This window comes from Actinomycetota bacterium (assembly GCA_019347575.1).
Taxonomy (GTDB): domain Bacteria; phylum Actinomycetota; class Nitriliruptoria; order Nitriliruptorales; family Nitriliruptoraceae; genus JAHWKY01.
In genome coordinates, this window is sequence record JAHWKY010000026.1 from 26,239 (window position 1) to 44,627 (window position 18,389).

General features: G+C 72.5%; 14 protein-coding genes. 4 read left to right on the forward strand and 10 right to left on the reverse strand.

The genetic code is table 11. The annotated features are described in order from the left end of the window. Nucleotides 1-79: 79 nt before the first annotated feature. The 3 genes from KY469_16140 (at nucleotide 80) to KY469_16150 (ending at nucleotide 1,155) form a co-directional block, all read left to right on the forward strand. Nucleotides 80-388, forward strand: coding sequence for a WhiB family transcriptional regulator (locus tag KY469_16140; protein ID MBW3664630.1), 309 nt, complete (start codon nucleotides 80-82; stop codon nucleotides 386-388). Nucleotides 389-524: 136 nt separating this feature from the next. Next, the gene (locus KY469_16145) at nucleotides 525-686 is read left to right on the forward strand and encodes a DUF4177 domain-containing protein (protein MBW3664631.1); all 162 of its coding nucleotides are present in this window, start codon (nucleotides 525-527) and stop codon (nucleotides 684-686) included. A gap of 1 nt (nucleotide 687) precedes the next feature. Continuing rightward, nucleotides 688-1,155 (forward strand): RidA family protein, encoded by a 468-nt coding sequence (locus KY469_16150; GenBank protein ID MBW3664632.1) that lies wholly within the window; start codon nucleotides 688-690, stop codon nucleotides 1,153-1,155. Here the strand turns inward: KY469_16150 and nrfD are convergent. From nrfD to selA, 5 genes are all read right to left on the reverse strand, one after another. Beyond that, nucleotides 1,152-2,063 carry a polysulfide reductase NrfD gene (gene nrfD, locus KY469_16155; GenBank protein MBW3664633.1) on the reverse strand — a complete coding sequence of 304 codons (912 nt, stop codon included), beginning with the start codon at nucleotides 2,061-2,063 and terminating at the stop codon, nucleotides 1,152-1,154. The genes KY469_16150 and nrfD overlap by 4 nt on opposite strands. Next, complete coding sequence (locus tag KY469_16160; GenBank protein MBW3664634.1) at nucleotides 2,060-3,010, reverse strand: 4Fe-4S dicluster domain-containing protein; 951 nt, start codon at nucleotides 3,008-3,010, stop codon at nucleotides 2,060-2,062. Before KY469_16160 ends, nrfD begins: the two co-directional genes overlap by 4 nt. Further along, nucleotides 3,010-6,309 (reverse strand): formate dehydrogenase-N subunit alpha, encoded by a 3,300-nt coding sequence (fdnG, locus tag KY469_16165; GenBank protein ID MBW3664635.1) that lies wholly within the window; start codon nucleotides 6,307-6,309, stop codon nucleotides 3,010-3,012. The genes KY469_16160 and fdnG overlap by 1 nt, the downstream gene beginning before the upstream one ends. A 458-nt stretch (nucleotides 6,310-6,767) precedes the next feature. Further along, entirely contained in the window at nucleotides 6,768-8,627 is a 1,860-nt protein-coding gene (gene selB / locus KY469_16170) for a selenocysteine-specific translation elongation factor (protein ID MBW3664636.1), read from the reverse strand. 2 nt (nucleotides 8,628-8,629) lie between these two features. Then, nucleotides 8,630-9,985 (reverse strand): L-seryl-tRNA(Sec) selenium transferase, encoded by a 1,356-nt coding sequence (gene selA / locus KY469_16175; GenBank protein ID MBW3664637.1) that lies wholly within the window; start codon nucleotides 9,983-9,985, stop codon nucleotides 8,630-8,632. A gap of 143 nt (nucleotides 9,986-10,128) precedes the next feature. Between selA and KY469_16180 the strand changes: the two genes are divergently transcribed. Beyond that, nucleotides 10,129-10,281: a hypothetical protein gene (locus KY469_16180; protein ID MBW3664638.1), complete on the forward strand. Its 153-nt coding sequence runs from the start codon at nucleotides 10,129-10,131 to the stop codon at nucleotides 10,279-10,281. Between the two features lie 150 nt (nucleotides 10,282-10,431). Here KY469_16180 and KY469_16185 read toward each other — a convergent pair whose 3' ends face one another. From KY469_16185 to KY469_16205, 5 genes are read right to left on the reverse strand one after another with little or no spacing between them, the layout of a single operon-like run. After that, entirely contained in the window at nucleotides 10,432-11,595 is a 1,164-nt protein-coding gene (locus KY469_16185; protein MBW3664639.1) for an acyl-CoA/acyl-ACP dehydrogenase, read from the reverse strand. Nucleotides 11,596-11,625: 30 nt separating this feature from the next. Further along, entirely contained in the window at nucleotides 11,626-14,562 is a 2,937-nt protein-coding gene (locus tag KY469_16190; protein MBW3664640.1) for a VWA domain-containing protein, read from the reverse strand. Continuing rightward, entirely contained in the window at nucleotides 14,562-16,523 is a 1,962-nt protein-coding gene (locus KY469_16195) for a BatA and WFA domain-containing protein (GenBank protein MBW3664641.1), read from the reverse strand. Before KY469_16195 ends, KY469_16190 begins: the two co-directional genes overlap by 1 nt. After that, a complete protein-coding gene (locus tag KY469_16200) occupies nucleotides 16,520-17,407 on the reverse strand; it encodes a DUF58 domain-containing protein (GenBank protein MBW3664642.1) in 888 nt (295 codons plus the stop codon). The genes KY469_16195 and KY469_16200 overlap by 4 nt, the downstream gene beginning before the upstream one ends. After that, nucleotides 17,404-18,387, reverse strand: a complete 984-nt coding sequence (locus tag KY469_16205; GenBank protein MBW3664643.1) for an AAA family ATPase — start codon at nucleotides 18,385-18,387, stop codon at nucleotides 17,404-17,406. The genes KY469_16200 and KY469_16205 overlap by 4 nt, the downstream gene beginning before the upstream one ends. Between the last annotated feature and the right edge of the window lie 2 nt (nucleotides 18,388-18,389).

Genomic DNA, 18,389 nt, shown 5'->3' on the forward strand with positions numbered 1-18,389 from the left:
GACAGCTAATCCGAGCTTGCCGACAGCGAGCAGCCCGGGTCTTTACGTCAGGCATGAGCAGCCCTACGGTGCAGGTTCCATGCCGCACGAGAGGGAGCGGGAGACGATCGCCACTCGCATCGTCGAAACAGAGGGGTGGGAACAGGCCGGCGCGTGCCGTGGTGTCGATCCGACGCTGTTCTTCGGACCCAACCGGTTCGAGCCCAAGCGTGAGCGCCTCGCCCGTGAGGCGGCCGCGAAGGCCATCTGTGCCAACTGCCCGGTCATCGAACCGTGCCGCGAGTCCGCCGTGCGGCTCGAGGAGGGCTTCGGTGTCTGGGGCGGGCTCGGCGAGATGGAACGGCGCTTGCTGGTCGAGGCCCGCGGGCGTTACTCCAAGGCCGGCTGATCCCGCCCGGCCGGGCGGCGCTGCCGCCCGGGTCGGCCTCACGGCGCCCCTGCCGCCGCGGTTGCACGCCATGGCCGGTTCGCTGCGGGGTGCGTCAGCCGGTACGCAACGCCCGCCACGACCGAGAGGCCGCGCCGTGACCGTGTGGGAGTACGTGACCGTGCCGTTGGTGAGCCACGCCCTCCAGCAGATCCTCAACCAGTGGGGTTCCGAGGGTTGGGAGCTGGTCACCGTCATCGACAACGTCGCCTACTTCAAGCGGCCGCGGGAGGGTGGCAGCACCGGGGAGGGAGGTTGAGGTGACCGATACGCCCGAGGACCGGCTCGCCGAGCTCGGCATCGAGCTGCCCCCGCCCCCCAAGCCAGCGGCGGCGTACGTGCCCTGGCGGCGGATCGGCGACATCATCTTCACCGCCGGGCAGGTGCCGGTCGAGGGCGGGGCGGTGCGCTACTCCGGTCTCGTCGGCGATCAGCTCACCACCAACGAGGGCGCGGAGGCCGCGGAGCTGTGTGCGCGCAACGTGCTCGCGGTCGCCGCCGATGCCGCCGGCGGCCTCAGTGGACTCCGTGCGGTCAAGCTGACCGTCTTCGTCGCCAGCGCCCCGGGCTTCACCGAGCAGCACGTCGTCGCCAACGGTGCCAGCGAGCTGATCGCGAAGGTCCTCGGCGACAACGGCGTGCACGCCCGGTCCGCGGTCGGGATGGCGGCTCTGCCGCTGAACGCCGCGGTCGAGGTCGAGGCCGTCTTCGAGGTGCTCGAGGGCTAGCCAGCTCGAGAGCGAGGACGCTGCTCACGCGCGCGTCGTTGCTGGCTGAACGTCGCGCGGGGGTCGCGGCTCGATGCGCGCCCCGCCTGGAACAGGCCGAAGCGCAGCGCCAGCCCACCGAGCGTCCCGAGGACCCCCGACAGCCTCCGCCGCCACCCCTTCGGCAGAGGCAGCAACGACACCAGCAGGCTGAGCGCGGTCAGGATCTTCGCCGCGCCCCACAGGTCGCCGGCCACACCCTCGTGCAGCGCGCGGCCGACCTGCTCGACCGCGTCGGCGTCGCGCTCGACCGCGACCGTCGCCCCGAGCTCGGCGACCTTCGCGGCGACCCCGAGCCGATGGGTGACCTCGTGCTCCTGTTCCGACAACGGCAGCAGGTCCAGCGTCGAGGTGGCCCCGGCGAGCGCGGACGCCCCGAACAGCAGCGGCAACGACCGCTGCGTCGCCCGCCACACCGGGACCGCCGTGTCCGCGAGCAGCACCCCGGTGTAGGTCCCCAGCACCGGGGCGAGCGCGCCGGACGCCAGACCGGCGGCGTTCCCGAGCGCTCCCGGAAGGACCACCGACGCGGTCGTGGTCCCACCCGTTGCGGCGAGCGTCCACGACCCGACCGAGATCGCCGACGTCGGACGGAACACCCGCAGCATGTTGAGGAACCGCTCGGGTCGGCCGAGGTCGACGATCAGCAGCACCGTGCCGAGCATCGAGCCGACCGCCGCGGTCCGTCGTGACCACCGCACCAGACCGTCGAGTCCGCCGGCGAGCTGCGCCACCGCCCCGAGCATCGCCGCGCCCGCCGTGACCCCGCCGACGTGGAAGTAGGTCGGGACCGACCAGATCCACACCGGCTCCTTGATGACCGGCCGGTCGTAGTACGTAACGTCGGCCGCGTCTGTCTCCTCGCTCATCGCCCCGACCGTCCGGCCGCGACGCTGACGACCGCTCCGATCACCGCTGCGACCATCGCGGCCCCGGTCGCCAACGCCGAGCGCCAGCTCGAGCCGACCCACTCCGTCGGGTCGACCGGGTCAGGCGGCAGGTTGTAGACCTCGGGGCGGTCGGTGAGGAGGAAGAAGGCGTTGAGCTGGCCGGTCCCGGGCAGCTGCGCCTCGTCCGCGCCGTACAGGTACGCGCTCGACACGCCCCGCTCGTGCAGGACCGCGACGCGCTCCTGGGCCAGCTCGACGAGATCCTCGACCTCGCCGAACACGATCGAGTCGGTCGGGCACGCCTTGGCGCAGGCCGGCTCGAGGCCGCCGTGGAGGCGGTCGTAGCAGAGGGTGCACTTGAACGCGCGGCCATCGTCCTCGTTGCGGTCGATGACGCCGAACGGGCAAGCGACCACGCACATGCCGCAGCCGTTGCAGATGTCGGGCTGGACGAACACCGAGTCGTACTCGGTGCGGATGATCGAGCCGGTCGGGCACACGTCGAGGCAGCCCGCGTGCGTGCAGTGCTTGCACACGTCGCTCATCATCAGCCACCGGAACGGATCCTCACCTGTCTGAGCGACAGCCGGTGAGACGTCTTCGCCGAACCAGCTCAGGTCCACGGGGCCCTCGCGCTCCACGAAGGCGACGTGGCGCCAGGTCGACGCCCCGAGGTCGCTGGTGTTGTCGTAGCTCTCGCCGGTGAACAGGAAGCCGTCGTCGGGGAGCTGGTTCCACTGCTTGCACGCGACCTCGCACGCCTTGCAGCCGATGCACACGGTCGTGTCGGTGAAGAAGCCGTAGGCCCCGGGTGGGTGCGCGGTGCCCCGCCCGGGCTGCCACGCGTCGACGCCGACCAGCTCGGAGGACGTGCGCAGCTCGCGCGACTCGTCGGGGCCCGGCAACGTCTCGGGTGAGGTGGCCATCAGGTCTCCTCGTCCTGTTGCGTCTGTCCCGCGCGCACGCCGTGACGGCCACGCGGCCGCTCGAGCCCGGGGAGGTCGCGGCTCACGTCGGGGATGGTGTCGGCGAGCAGGCCCGACGTCACGACCCGCCGGCCGCGCGAGCGCCGCCCCGGCTGGATATCGGCGGTGAGCGCCTTGGACTCCTGGATGGACACGTTGGGGTCGGCCACGAACCCGATCAGCTCGTTGACGGTGTCGCCGGTCACGAGCCCGAGGTAGGACCAGTGGTAGGGCAGGCCGATGGTGTGCACCACGCGCCGGCGGCCTTTGCCGACCCGCAGCGGCCGCACCCGTGGAGTGACCAGCACGCGACACTCGATCTCGCCCCGCGCGGTCGAGACCGTGGCCCAGCCGCCGTTCTCCAGGCCGCGCTCACGAGCGAGCTCGGGGGAGACCTCGCAGAACAGTTCCGGCATCAGCTCGCTCAGCCACCCGACCCAGCGGCTCATCCCCCCGGCGGTGTGGTGCTCGGTGAGTCGGTAGGTCGTCAGCGCGTAGGGGTACCGAGGGTCGTCGTAGGCGCGGTGCATCGGGTTGTCGGCGCGCGCCCACTCCATCCGCGCCGGGTTGCACTGCTGGCCGTACAGCAGGTTCTCGACCGGCGACTCCTGCGGCTCGTAGTGGGTCGGCAGAGGCCCGTCGAGCAGGCCGGTCGGGACGAACAGCCACCCCTTGCCGTCGGTCTGCATGATGAAGGGCGAGTCACCGGCGAGCGCATCGGTGCCCGATGCATCCTCGGGCGGCTCGTACCCGGGTGGGCGGCCGGGGATGAAGTCGGTGCTGTCGTAGCCGGTCCACTCCTCCTCGTCGGCGTCCCACCACACGTAGCGCTTGCGCTCCGACCACGGGTGCCCGTCGGGGTCGGCGGACGCGCGGTTGTACAGGATCCGGCGGTTGTCGGGCCAGGCCCAGGCCCACTCCGGGGCGACCCAGTTCTGCTCGTACCACGGCTTGCGCCGGTCGGTCTGGTTCACGCCGTCGGCGAACGCCCCCGAGTAGATCCAGCAGCCACTGGCGGTGGACCCGTCGTCGGCCAGGTCGGTGAACGAGGACACCAGGTCGTCATCGTGGATGACGCCGCGACTCGAGCGCTCGCTCCAGCGCCAGCCGTTGATCTCGCGCAGCACCGCCTCGGCGACGGGCTCGTCGTGCGGCCCCTGCGTCGGGTAGTCCCAGGTGAGGTGCTGGATCGGTCGGTCCTGGGGGTCCTGGCTGTCGGCGTAGAGGGCCTTGAGCCGCCGGCCCAGGTGGTAGACGAAGCCCAGCTCGCTGCGGGCGTGGCCGGGTGGCTCGACCGCCTTGTGGTGCCACTGCAGCATCCGCTGGGTGTTGGTGAAGCTGCCGTCCTTCTCGGTGTGGTTCGCCGCGGGGAAGAAGAACACCTCGGTGTCGCAGTCGGCCGGGGACACCTCGTCGCGCTCGAACTCGGGGCCGGTGCGCCAGAACTCGGCGGACTCGGTCGGGGCGAAGTCGCGCACCACGCACCACTTCAGGTTGCGCGCCGCGGCACGGTGCAGCGCCCCGTGCATCGAGCCGACCACGGGGTTCTCGCCCATGATGAAGTAGCCCTCGACGTCGCCGTCGGCCATCGCCGCGACCGTCGTCATGTGGCTGTGGTCGCCGGACTGGCGCGGCAGGTACTCGTACGCGAAGTCGTTGTCGGGCTGGGCGTGATCGCCGAAGTACGCCTTGAGCAGGCTCACCGCGTACTTGCCGAAGTTCGCCCACCAGCCCGCGCCGGCCTCGTTGTAGGCGATGTAGTCGTCCAGCGAGGTGTCGTGGTCGGCGTGCGGCATCGGCAGGTAGCCCGGCAACAGGTTGTAGAGGGTCGGGATGTCGGTGGAGCCCTGGATCGAGGCGTGGCCGCGCAGCGCCAGGATGCCGCCGCCGGGACGCCCGATGTTGCCCAGCAGGAGCTGCAGGATCGAGGCGGTGCGGATGTACTGCACCCCCACCGTGTGTTGGGTCCACCCGACCGCGTAGCAGAAGGCCGAGGTACGCTCGCGCCCCGAGTTGTCACACAGCGACGCGGCGACGCGGAGGAACAGCTCCTCGTCGATGCCGCAGATCTCGGCCACGACGTCGGGCGTGTAGCGCTCGAAGTGCCGCTTCAGCACCTGGAACACGCAGCGCGGGTGCTGCAGCGTCGGGTCGGTCTCCTCGTGGGTGACGTCCTTGCCGCGGTGTGCCTCCGCCCCCGAGGCGAACATCTCGCGCTGGCCCGCCGACGGGGCCACCTCCGTGCCCTGGTACTGCCACGAGCTGGGGTCGTACTGCCCCTCGTCCGGATCCCAGCCGCTGAAGACGCCGTCGAGGTCCTCGGTGTCGACGTAGTCCTCCCGGAGCACCACCGCGGCGTTGGTGTAGTGCACGACGTAGTCGCGGAAGTACCGCTCCTCGGTCAGCACGTGGTTGATCAGGCCACCGAGGAACGCGATGTCGGTCCCGGCCCGCAGCGGGACGTGGATGTCAGCGACCGCAGAGGTCCGCGTGAAGCGCGGGTCGACGTGGATCACGGTGGCTCCGCGGCGCTTGGCCTCCATCACCCACTGGAACCCCACCGGATGGCACTCCGCCATGTTAGAGCCCTGGATGACGACGCAGTCGCTGTTGGCCAGGTCCTGCTGGAAGGTGGTCGCGCCGCCGCGGCCGAAGGAGGTGCCCAGACCGGGCACCGTGGAGCTGTGTCAGATCCGCGCCTGGTTCTCGATCTGGATCGCGCCCAGCGCGGTGAACAGCTTCTTGATGAGGTAGTTCTCCTCGTTGTCCAAGGTGGCGCCGCCGAGGTGGGCGAACCCCAGGGTGCGGTTGACGCGTACGCCGTCGGGGCGCTCGACCTCGAAGGTGCGGTCGCGGGTCTGCTTGACCAGTTCGGCGACGCGGTCCATGGCCCACTCGAGGTCGACCGGCTCCCAGTCCTCGCTGCCGGGGCGGCGGTAGAGCACGGTGCGGGGCCGGTGGCTGCCGGTGACGAGCTGGAGCGTCGCCGCGCCCTTCGGGCAGAGCTTGCCGCGCGAGACGGGCGAGTCGGGGTCGCCCTCGATGTCGGTGAGCTCGCCGTCCTTGGTGTACAGCAGCTGGCCGCAGCCGACCGCGCAGTAGGGACAGACCGAACGTGCGACGCCGTCGGCCTCGTCGCTGCGCGGGGCCAGCGAGGCGGAACGTTCGCTGCCGGCGGTGTCCACGAGCAGCGCGGTCAGGTCGCGGTGGCGCAGCTGTCGCACGACAGGCCAGCGTTCGAGCCGCTCACCCAGACCCACGGATCCTCCCGCGCCTCCGCCGCACCATCAGGTTGTGCTATCGCTTCGCTACTTGAGCACTCAGGTGGTGCTATCGCCGACGCTAGTCAACCTCGCCGCGACCGGGGGGCGGCGTGTTGCACGACGAACGACGGTGGCCACTCGGTCGAGCGAGTCTCGGCCGGTCGGTCCGGCCCGGTCGCGGTCACCCACCCACGGTCAGGGCGAACACCGCCGCGTCCCGGCGACCTGCGGCAGGATTGAGGACACGAACGGAGCGCGAACACCGCGACCTAGGAGGACACCGTGTACATCGGCCTCGGCACCCTGCTGCTCATCATCATCCTGATCCTCATCTTCGCCTGAGCAACTCGACCACCAAGCCCAGATCTCGCGGTCCATGCCAGGTGGTGCCCGCGGCTCGCTGGGGGCCGCGGGCATCACCGTCTCTGACACGGGGGACGCGACCGTAGGGGCGGTCAACGGACCGTGCGGGTCGCGCCGTCGAACGCGGTGACGCCCGCTGCGTCGAGGTGCTCGAGCAGCGGGATGGCGTACTTCCTCGACGTGCCGAGCGCCTCCCGCGCCTCCGAGGCGGTGAACGGTCCCTGGGTCGCTGCCAGCGAACGCAGGAGCGCCGCGGCATCGTCCACCGCGGTGCGGGTGAACGCGACCGGCCCACAGCGGACCACCACGCCATCGTGCACGACCCCGGTGAGCTCTTCGTGGCTCATGCCGAGCTCCCGGGCGGTCGCCGCGAGGTCCGGTGGGCCGAACGGTTCCTCCCCGAGGCGTCGCAGCAGCTCGGTCCGTCGTCGCTCGCGGGCCTCGTCACGTCGAGGCGCGAAGGAGGCCAGCGCGTACGCCGACCCTGACCGGCGCAGGTCGCCTGACTGAGCGAGGTGATCGATCAGCTGGTCCGCCGCCTCCGGAGGGCAGCCAGCGGCGGTCGCGGCGGCGGTCAACGCGCCCCGTCCCACGCCGGGACTGGTCGGCTCTGCCTCGTGGTGCCTCGAAGCGGCAGCCGCGACTGCACCCGCCCACGCCGCGAGGTGGCCCGGCTCGACCAGGTGGGAGCCGACCGTCTCGACTCCCGGTGAGGGCTCGTCGACACCGGCGGCAGCGAGGGCGACGCCACGGCTCCACGCCCCGCCGTGTGCCAGGAGCAGCGGACGCAGCCGTGCGTCTCGCGGCGCGTGGCGCACGGCCTCGAGTTCGCTGACGCGCTCGAGCCGGGCGTCGGTACCGCGGATGCGCCCGTCCGGCAGCGGGTCGAGCACCTCCCCCCCGCCGCACGTCGCACGTCGGCCGGCATCACGCAGCACGAATCGGTCGCCAGCCGCGATGACCACGGGGCGATCGAGGTCGAGGCGTACGTACCCCTCGCTCCCGCCGGAGAGGTCCTCGCCGAGCAGTGGGTGGACCGTCGCGGTCACCTCCGCCGCTCCGGTGTGGACGTGCCACGCCCCCGTCCTGCCGACCTCCTGTCCCGGTAGCACCCGGACCCACCCGTCGAAGGTGCTGGAGACGACCCAGCGGTCAGCAGGGCCTGCGACCACGACGTGGCCTCGTCCGAGGTCCTCGCGTGCCACCCCGGCGAGGTTGAGCGCGACACGGCTGTCGGGCTCGGCGCGCTCGATGGGCTCGCCCAGCGACTGCATACCGCGGATGCGGGTCGTCCCGCCCTCGGGGAGCAGCGTCACCTCGTCGCCGACCGCGAGCACCCCCCCGGTCAGGGTGCCGGTCACGATCGTGCCGGCGCCGCTGATGCTGAACGTGCGGTCGACCCACAGCCGCGGTCGGTTCTGGTTGCGGGGTCGGGGCGCGGCGGCGAGGCGCGACGCCAGGCTGGCGCGGAGCTCGTCGAGGCCGTCTCCGGTCACGGAGTCGACGAGGTGCACCGGTGCGCCACGGAGCGTGGTCGCTGCCAGCCGCTCCTCGACGTCGGCCGCGACCTCGAGCGCGCGATCCTCGCCAGCGAGCCGCAGCTTGGTGACCGCCGCGACCGCCCCGTCGACCTCGAGCAGGTCGAGGATGTCGAGGTGCTCCTGCGACTGCTCCGACCAGCCGTCGTCGGCGGCGACGACGAACAGCGCGAGCCGGACCGCGCCCGCCCCGGCGAGCATGTTGGGCACGAACCGCTCGTGGCCCGGGACGTCCACGAACGCGACCGTGACCGTGCGACCCGCGACCTCGAGGTCGGTCCAGACGAACCCGAGGTCGATCGTCAGGCCGCGGCGGCGCTCCTCCTCCCAGCGGTCAGGCTCCATGCCGGTGAGCGCGCGGAGCAGGCTCGACTTGCCGTGATCGACGTGCCCTGCGGTCGCGACGACCCGCACCGTCAGTCGACCCCCAGCGCCGCCCGGACCGCAGCCACGACGGTCTCGTCCTGGCTGGGGGCGACCGTGCGCAGGTCGAGCAGCACCAGCCCATCCTCCACGCGGGCGACGATCGGCGGCTCGCCGCTGCGAAGGCGAGCGGCGAAGCCGTCGGCATCAGCCACGCGCAACGCGACCGCCCACGACGACAGATCGGCGCCAGGCATCGAACCGCCTCCCACCAGCGCGGTGCTCGGCTGGGCGTCGGCGTCGGTCCCGATCGCGTCGGCGACGGTGCGGGCCCGTGCGTGGAGCGTCTCGGGATCGGCGTGGAGCATCGCCCACGTCGGCAGATCGAGCGGGACGTCGTTGCGCAGATGCGATTCGAGGGTCGCCTCGAGTGCGGCTCGCTGGAGCTTGTCGATGCGGAGCGCTCGCGCGAGCGGGTGTCGCGAGCAGCGCAGGATCAGGTCGTCCCGGCCCGCGATGATCCCCGCCTGCGGACCACCGAGCAGCTTGTCGCCACTGAAGATCACGAGGTCGGCTCCCTCCGCCAGCGCTGCCTCGACGGAGGGCTCTCCGGCGAGTACGCCGCGGTGGTCGTGCAGCAGACCCGAGCCGATGTCGTAGGCGAGCGGAACGCTGGCGTCCTTGGCGACGCGGGCGAGCTGCTCGACGCTCGGGGTCTCGGAGAAGCCCACGACGCGGTAGTTGGACTGGTGCACCTTGAGGATCAGTCCGGTGCGGTCGCTGGCCGCGGCCTCGTAGTCGCCGGGGCGCGTGCGGTTGGTGGTGCCGACCTCGTGCAGGCGTGCTCCCGACGCCGCCATGATGTCGGGCAGTCGGAACGAGCCGCCGATCTCGATCAGCTCGCCGCGACTCACGATGGTCTCGCGGCCTCCCGACAGCGCGGCGAGGACCAGCACGAGCGCCGCCGCACCGTTGTTGACGACCGTCGCGGCCTCCGCCCCGCACGCCTCCGCCGCGAGCCGACCGACGTGCCGGGTGCGCGACCCGCGCGCTCCCTCGTCGCGCTCGAACTCCAGGGTCGTGTAGCCCGCCGCCTCCTCGACGGCCCGCCGCGCGTCCAGGGACAGCGGGGCGCGGCCGAGGTTGGTGTGCAGCACCACCCCCGTGGCGTTGACGACGCGCGTGAGCCGACCACGGCGTCGCGCGGCGAGGTCCTCGGTGGCGACGGCGAACAGCTCGTCGGGGCGCGGCACCGGACCGCCGTTGCGGACGCGCTCGCGCGCCTCCGCCAGCGCACGTCGCAGCGCCTCGGTGACGGCGCGCCGACCGTACTGCTCGATCGGGGCGACGGCCGCGTGCCGCTCCAACAGCATCCCCAGCTGGGGCAGCCGCGACAGGTCCGGTGTCATCGCCTCCCCCCTCGTCGAGGGGGGAGGGGCCGGCGTTGCCGGCCTGGGGGGTGAGTCCGGATCGGTCATGGTCGCCCAGCCTACTTGTGCGCTCTTCCCTGCCCGTCTCCTAGGCTGGCGACGGCCCGATCCAGGAGACCGACATGGCTCGCCCGTCGATGCGTGACGTGTTCACGAACTGGCGCACCTACGACGCGTCGATCGCGACCAAGCTCCGGTTGTCGGCCAAGAACCAGGCCATCAAGCTGCGCACACGCAGCAACTGTTGCGGTAACCACGGCGAGCCCGGCTGTTGACAGGCCGCTGATCGCGGCTCCGGTCGGGGCCACCACGACCACCCCCACGACGAGCACTGACGCGTCCGAACGGACGGCGTGGGTCGATGTACCCGCTTCGGTGCCAGATGGCACCGGAACAGGTACATGGACGGGGCGCAGGCGTCTGCCTCACAGGCCGAGGGACCGGGAGATGACGAGGCGCTGGACCTCGGAGGCGCCCTCGACGATGCGGAGCATGCGGACGTAGCGCCACACGCGCTCGATCGGGGCCTCGCGCATCAGTCCCATGCCGCCGAGCACCTGCATCGCGCGGTCGGCGGCGCGGAACGCCATCTCGGTGTCGTAGAGCTTGACGATGCTGGACTCGAGCATCGGCGCGTCGCCCTGGTCGACCTTCCAGGCCAGGTTGTAGGTGAGCCAGCGCCCCGCCTCGATCTCGACCTTGGTGTCGGCGAGGGGGAACGACACGCCCTGGTTGCGGGCGAGCGGCTTGCCGAACACGGTGCGGCTCTGGGCGTGCTCGACCGCAACGTCGAGGCAGAACTGCGCCATGCCGAGGCAGTTCGCGCCGATGTAGGCCCGCCCCGCGTTGAGGAAGGTCATGGCGGTGTAGAAGCCGAAGCCGACCTCGCCGACGACGTGGTCGGCGGGCACCTCGGCGTCGTCGAAGACCAGCTCGTAGGGGTGGGTGCCCGCGACCGTGAGCTGCTGGCGGACCACCCGGTACTGGTCGCGGGGGACGATGAACGCGGTGATGCCGCCGTGGGCGCGCTTGTCGGCATCGTTGACCGCGAACACGAGCGCGAGCGACGCGTCGTCGGCCGCGGTGATGTAGTGCTTGGTGCCGTTGAGTACCCACGTGTCGCCGCGCTGCTCCGCCCGCGTGCGGATCGCCTGCGCGTCCGAGCCGGCCTCGGGCTCGGTCAGGGCGAAGCACATCGTCTCTTCGCCGGCGACGAGCGGCGGGAGGTAGCGGTCGCGGACGTGCGGCTGCGCGTCCAGGAGCACAGGCGACGGAGCCGCGGGGTTGGGCGGCCCCATCGCGGCCATCGCGAACTGCATCCCGCTGCGGCCGGTGTCCTCGACCAGCAGCGTCGTCCCCAGCGTGGAGACGCCCTGGCCTCCGACGTCCTCGGGGAGGTAGCAGGCGTAGAAGCCCTCCTGCGCCGAGCGCTTGCGGATCGCGACCCCGTCGGCCTGCATGTCGTCGGTCCACTCGCCGAGTTCGAGCTGTGGCCGCCAACGATCCTCGACCGGGCGTACCTCGCGCTCGAGGAACGAGCCGTACGAGTCGCGCAGTGCCTGCAACTCGTCGGGGATCGAGAAGTCCACGACGCCCCTGTCCTCGGCGGGGGGCGCACGCTACCGGTGAGGCTCGTCGTCCCCGGTACCGCGCGCACGCCGGCGGGCATCGAGCAGGCCCGCCGCCCCGGCGCTCCCTTGCGGCTCGGGCCCGCCGTCCCGTGGCGGCTCCGGAGGGGCGGGTGTCGCCGCTCCCTCGTCGACGGGAGCGCTGGACCCAGTATCCGGAGAGGGATGGTCCCCCGAGCGGTCGGGGGTCGGTCGCTCGGCGGTGAGTCGCTCGCGGGCGCGGCGCTTGGCGGCGATGAGGCCCTCGGTGGACTCGCGGCGCTCGGCCGGGGCGCGGCGCCCGCGCCAGCGCGCGACGAACCAGCGGCCCACGCGGCCGAGGTCGCCCCGCTCGAGCCGCAGCCGCCGTAGGCCCACGTCCGCGGGCAGCAGCAGCAGCGCGAGCAGTGCCAGCCACGGCCACAGCTCTCGCGATGCCTCGCCGGGTTCGAGGCCCTCGGCCGCGAACGCCGACTCGGGGGCAGGATCGAAGCGCCCGCCACCGGCCTCCGCGATGCGCTCGGCCAGCCCGACGTTGCTGGCGTCGAGCGCGTACTCGGTCGAGTACGAGCGGATCGCGGTGACGGTGTCGTGGAACACCGCGGTGTCGCCCCGCGAGAGCTGGACCGATACCGCGTGCACGCCCTCGCCGCCACCGGGAACCGATGCGGAGAACGTGGCGAGGTCGGTGCGCTCGAGCGGCACCTCGACCCGGCTGCCGTCCGGCAGGGTCACCGTCGCCAGCCCAGTGACGTCGCCGGAGACCACCTCCGCGGCGTCGACGGTCACCTCGATCCGGTCCGCGTCGGTGGTGGCGGACACAGCGAAACTGGGGTCGGGGTCCGCGGGCAGGGTCGCCTTGACGACGTCGGCCCAGAACTGCGAGAAGCGCTCCCACGACACCCACCCCGCCGACCATCGGTCGGTCGCGTCGGAGGTCCACGCGGTCACGGTTCCCAGCCCCGCCTGCCACGTGGCGAGCAACGGGTCGCGTTCCTCGCCGATCTGCAGCAGCGTCCGTGCCGTCGGCTTGGCGGTCGTGGCGAGGTAGCCCAGCAGCGGCGGGGTCTCGGACAGGTCCTCGGTCGCCGGGGCGATGCCGGTCACGACGGGGAGGAACGAGCCCTCGTTGATGATGGGGCGCGCGGCGAACTGCACCTCGGAGACGATGATGTCGGGGATCGACATCAGGTCGCGTCCGGGGTAGTAGCGCCCGCCACCCGCCTCGGCCATGCGGCGCAGCACCTCGCCGGTGCCCTCGCCGGTCGCGACGACCGACAGGGTGATCCCGGCCTCGGCGGCCTCCCGTGCGACGTCGAGCATGTCGGGGTTCTCGCTGAAGCCGTCGGTGAAGAGCACGATGTGGCGCAGCCGGGCGTTGGCGTCCTTGAGCGCGGTGATGGCCTCGCGGATGGCGCCGGGGACGTTGGTCTCGCCGTTGGGGTGCAGCTTGGCGAGGGCGTCGTCCACGACCGCGTCCGAGGGCAGGCTCTGAAGCGGCAGGACCCAGCGTGCGTTGGCGTTGAAGGCCAGCACGCCGACGAGGTCCTGGGCCTCGAGCGCACGGACGGCTCTGGCGACCGCCTCCTTGCTGATGTCGGTCTTGTTGATCCCGCCCTCCTCCGACATGCCAGGGCCGCCGCCGAAGCCGTCGGCGCGGCAGTGGCACGCGGCCATCGACCCGGAGACGTCGACGACGAGCGCCTCAGCGACGGAGGGTCGGCGCTTGGGGTCCTTGACCCGGGCGAACACCGGGAGCAGGTCCTCGAGGGGCGTGGTGTCGTAGCCGCCCATGCCGTAGGAGTCGTCGCCGCCGACCGTGACCAGGCCGCGCCCCGCGTCGCGCACGTACGCGTCCAGCGTCACCATCCCCTGCTCGCCGATCGCGCTGACCGGCACGTCGACGAGCACGACCGCGTCGTAGTCGAGGAGGCGGTCGAGCGGGGGCAGCGGGGCCTGCTCGGCGCCGGAGCGGTCGGCCGGGACCGATGCCGCCTCGAGCGCGGCCTCGATGTCGCTGCCCGCGCCGGTCTCGTGCTCGTAGACGAGCACGCGTGCCGGCCCGTCGACCTGGACCGCGGTGTAGGCGACGTCGTTGGCGGTGATCGACGACGCTCCGGACGCGAGCCGGACCTGGTAGCGCACCGTGCCGGTGCGGTCGGCGACCTGCGGGACGGTGACCTCGGTGCGTCCGGGCGCGGCGGAGACGGACTCCCGGTGCACCTCGCTGCCGTCGGCCTCGACCACGACGACGACATCGGTTGCGGACCCGCCCGTGTTGCGGATCACCCCGGTCACGTCGAACGCGTCACCCTCGCGCACCCTCGACGGTGCGTGCACCGACTCGACGAGGACGTCGGCGCGCTGACCCGACGCGATCGGCACGACGTCGACCGCGACGCCGGAGACGGCCAGCTCCTCGGCGGCGGCGAGCGCATCGCCGGACGTCTCGCGTCCGTCGGTGATCAGCACGACCCGTCGCCGCTGCTGGCTGCCCAGCGCGCCCTGAGCCAGCCGCAGCGCTCGGGATAGGTCGGTGGCGCTGGCGTCTACCACGGTGGCGAACTCGTCCGTGGGTGGGTCGGGGCGCAGCGTGTACTCGAGGCGTGCGTCGCGGCCGAACACCGCGAGCGTGGCGCGGTCACCCTCCGGCTTGGCGGCGATGGCAGCGTCCACCCAATCGCGTGCGTCGTGCTGGTTGCCGCCGACCGAGTCCGACACGTCCACCAGGAACGCGACGTCGACGTCGCGCCCCGCCGAGGCCCACCGGGGTGCGGCGAGCGCGAGGACCAGCAGCGCGATCGCGGTGGCACGCAGCCACGTGGCGGCGCGCTGCTGGCGCGGTCGCACCGCCGCCACCGGGCCGCCTCGGCGCAGCCCCGCCCACACGATAAGCGGGACGACTAGGAGTCCGAACAGCCACAGCGGATGATCGAACGCGAGACGCATCAGGCCGCACCTCCCGCGGCGTCGGCGGGCTCCGCGCCCCGACCCCGCCCGAAGCGACCGCGCCGCACGGGTCCACGCTCACGTCCCGAACCGCCGTGGCGCGACCGCCAACGCCGTCCGACGTGGACCCACAGCCACTCGGCGGCCGCAAGGACCGCCACCGCGAGCACCAGCCACGGGGCGAAGCTGCGGCGGCCCTCGGCCGCGCCCGATCGGACCACGTCGGCCTCAGCGCGGGCCTCGACGGGGTCGGGGCGCGCTCGGGAGAGGTCGGCCTCGGTCGGCTCCGCATTGACCGCTATCGCCGCGGGTGCCGCGTCGGAGCCGCCCTCGATGCGCCAGACCCCGACCTGGTCGACCAGCAGCTGGGGGCGCAGCGGATCGACGCTGACCGGGTCGCCACTGGGTGGAGCCACGGTGATGGCTCCGTCGCCGTCCGCACCTGGCGCATCGGCGGGAAGCGCCACGGTCGAACCGGCGATGGCGGGAGCGGTCGCGGGAGGGCCTGCGAGCCACGACACCGCGTTCGCGACGAACACGGGCCACGCCGTCAGCAGAGGGAGGTTGGACTGGAGCAGGTCGAACCCGACCAGCACGACCGGCGCTCCGTCGAGCCGCCCCGCCTGCACCAGCGCCCCGTCGGGGCCGCCGACGACCTGCGCCAACGCGGCCGCGTCGTAGCTCGTCGCGGCCGCGATCGCGATCTCGGACAGGTCGACGTCCGCGAGCAGCTCGTGGGCGGGATCCTGGAACGTGACAGGCGGCAGCTCCACCTCGCCGGAGGCGACGACGCCGGCCGGTGGCTCGGCGGGAGCGACGTAGAGCGTGGGCAGGGTCGGGGCGCCCGGGGCGGCGACACGATCGACCACGAGCAGGTCGACCTCGAGCAGGTTGGTCGGGACGACGGGGGAGGTCTGCACGGTCACACCCGGCACCGCTGCGAACGCGGCCTCGAGGAACACGTTGCCGGGACCGGCGATCATCACCGTGAGCTCGCGCGGCGCGGCCAGCACCGCGAACGCCTGGTCGTCGAGCCCGAGCGCATCACCGACCGCGACTCCCGTCACGTCGGTCCCGACCGGCTCGACGCGGGCGCGCAGGATCTCGCCGTCGCCAGCCGGCACGGTCAGCACACGGTCTTCGGTCCCGCGGGGCGCGAGGTGGACGGTCTCCTCGACCACGTCGATGCCGTCGACCGACAGGGTCAGCACGGCGTCCGCTCCGAGCTGGCCGAGGTTGCGCACCTGCACCAGGGCCTGGTTCGTACCCGCCCCGAGGGGGACCGCGGAGAGGCGGGTCACGGCGAGGTTCGGTCGGTCGATGCCCACGGCGGTCACGACCAGCTCCTCGGGCACGGCGGCCTGCGCCTCGGTCGGCACCGCGCCGTCGGTCAGCAGGTGCAGCACGGTCGACTGGGCGGGGCGCTGCAGCGCTGCTGCCAGCGTGAACGCGTCGACGAGGTCGGCGGCGCCGTGGGTGGGGCGGACCGCACGGAGCGCACGCCGGATCGCGGCGGGGTCCGAGGAGGCGGACAGCAGCACGCGGGCACGACTCGACGCCTCGACGACCGAGATCTCCTGCCCCGGTGACATCCGCGCGACGAGCTCGTCTGCCTCCCGTCGCGCCAGTTCGAGTCGGGTCGGACCCTCCTCGTCGGCGAGCATCGATGCGGACGCGTCGACGATGAGGATGGTGTGGTCGCCCAGCTCCGCCGGGACGGTCACGAACGGACGCGCGAGTGCGACCGCTCCCGCGAGGATCGCCAGCAGCACGAGCCAGAACGTGGCGTCGGGTCGGAAGCGCTGCCAGGGCACGGCGGCGGTCACGGACCGATCGGTGTGCCCCCAGAGGTAGGTCGAGGCGACCCGGACGGCGGGACGGCGCGAGCGCAGCAGGTACCAGACCACCAGAGGGACCGCGAGGGCGGCGGCCCCGAGGCCGATGGGGACCGCGAGGTTCACGCCACCACCCCGAGCCGCCGGAGCGCTTCGAACACGAGCCGATCGACCGGTTCGTCGTCGACCAGACGCGACAGCACCACGCCGTGCCGACCGCACGCCTCCGCGATGGCGTCGAGCCAGGCGTCGCGGACCTCTGCGTGCTGACGGAGGGTGTCCTCGGCGATGCCGACCTCGACCTCCTCGCCGGTCTCGGCGTCGACGAGTCGCAGGTCCCCGCGCTCGGGCGGGTCGAGATCGTCACGCCCGAGGACCTGCACCAGCAGCGCGTCGCCCCGCCCTGCCGCGAGCGTGCGCACGACCTCGTCCCAACCGTCGAACAGCAGGTCGCTGATCAGCACGACCGGCCCTGTCGGTCCCTCGCCGTGGGCGCGTCGGAGCGCGGCGACGAGGTCGGGGCGGCCGGCGGGCTCGTCGCCCCCGACCGCAGACACGGCCGCCAGGAGCTGGTCCTCCAGGGCGTAGGGTGCCGACGGGCCACGCAGCCACGGACCGGCAGCTACGGCATCGCCATCGGCAGCGATCAGCCGGACGCGGTCCTGACCGTTGGTGGCGAGCACCCCGAACGCGGCCGCGACCTGCTGCGCGGCGCTGAGCTTGTCCCCGAACGTCATCGACGCCGAACGGTCGAGCACGATGCGCAGGGCCGCCTCGTCCTCGGCCTCGTAGAGCTTGACGAGCATCCGTCCCAGCCGCAGGTAGGCAGGCAGATCGAGACGTCGGGGATCGTCGCCCGCGACGTACTCGCGGTAGTCGGCGAAGTCGAGCGAGCTGCCGAAGCGACGGGATGCGTGCCCACCGGCGTAGCGCCCCGCGACGCGGCGCCGCGCCTGGAGACGGAACCGTGACAGCCCCGCGACCAGGTCGGTGGACAGCAGTCGGCTCACACCGCGCCCTTGACCGGCGGTCCCGGAACCGGGACCGCCTCGAGGACCGCGTCGATGACGTCGTCGGGGACGATGCCGGCGGGCAGCGCCTCGTAGCCGAGCACGAGCCGGTGGCGCAGGCACGGGTAGGCGGCGGCGCGGACGTCCTCGACCGACGCCTGGAGGCGCCCATCGAACAGGGCGTACACCTTCGAGAGGAGGACCAACGACTGCGCCCCACGCGGCGAGCTGCCATGCGCCACGTAGCGACGCACGACGTCGGGTGCGGTCGCCGAGGTCGGGTGGCTGGCCTCGACGAGATCGACGACGTGGCGGGTGACGTGCGACGCGATGGGCACCTCACGCACCAGTCGGATGGCCGCCACGAGGTCGCGGTCGGTCGCGACCGGCTCCGCGATGGGGGTGTCGACGCCGGTCGTGCGGTCGAGGATGTCGACGAGGTCGTCCGCCGTCGGCAACGGCACGAGCACCTTGACCAGGAAGCGGTCGAGCTGGGCCTCCGGCAGCGGGTAGGTGCCCTCCATCTCGATCGGGTTCTGGGTCGCCATCACGAAGAACGGCCGCGGCAGGTCGCGGGTGACCCCGCCGACGGTGACGCGTCGCTCCGCCATGGCCTCGAGCAGGGCGCTCTGGGTCTTCGGCGTGGCGCGGTTGATCTCGTCGGCCAGCAGCAGTTGGGTGAACACCGGCCCCTGGCGGAACGTGGCCTCCATGGCCTCGCCGAGCACGGTCGTGCCGACGATGTCCGCGGGCATCAGGTCCGGGGTGCACTGCACGCGCGTGAACGTGAGGTGCAGCGCCTCGCCCAGGGTCCGCAGCAGCACGGTCTTGCCCAGGCCAGGCACGCCCTCGAGCAGCACGTGGCCCTCGGCGAACAGGCCCGCGAGCACATCACGGACCAGCTCGCGCTGCCCCACGATCACCTTGCGGATCTCGGACTCGACGCGGCCTGCGAGATCCGCGAAGCCGTCAGCGTCCATCG

What these genes read in the sequence shown, in the direction of transcription:
- KY469_16190 (MBW3664640.1), bottom strand. Translation starts at nt 14,562, where the DNA reads ATGCGTCTCGCGTTCGATCATCCGCTGTGGCTGTTCGGACTCCTAGTC.
- KY469_16160 (MBW3664634.1), bottom strand. Translation starts at nt 3,010, where the DNA reads ATGGCCACCTCACCCGAGACGTTGCCGGGCCCCGACGAGTCGCGCGAG.
- nrfD (MBW3664633.1), bottom strand. Translation starts at nt 2,063, where the DNA reads ATGAGCGAGGAGACAGACGCGGCCGACGTTACGTACTACGACCGGCCG.
- KY469_16180 (MBW3664638.1), top strand. Translation starts at nt 10,129, where the DNA reads ATGGCTCGCCCGTCGATGCGTGACGTGTTCACGAACTGGCGCACCTAC.
- KY469_16205 (MBW3664643.1), bottom strand. Translation starts at nt 18,387, where the DNA reads ATGGACGCTGACGGCTTCGCGGATCTCGCAGGCCGCGTCGAGTCCGAG.
- KY469_16140 (MBW3664630.1), top strand. Translation starts at nt 80, where the DNA reads ATGCCGCACGAGAGGGAGCGGGAGACGATCGCCACTCGCATCGTCGAA.
- selA (MBW3664637.1), bottom strand. Translation starts at nt 9,985, where the DNA reads ATGACACCGGACCTGTCGCGGCTGCCCCAGCTGGGGATGCTGTTGGAG.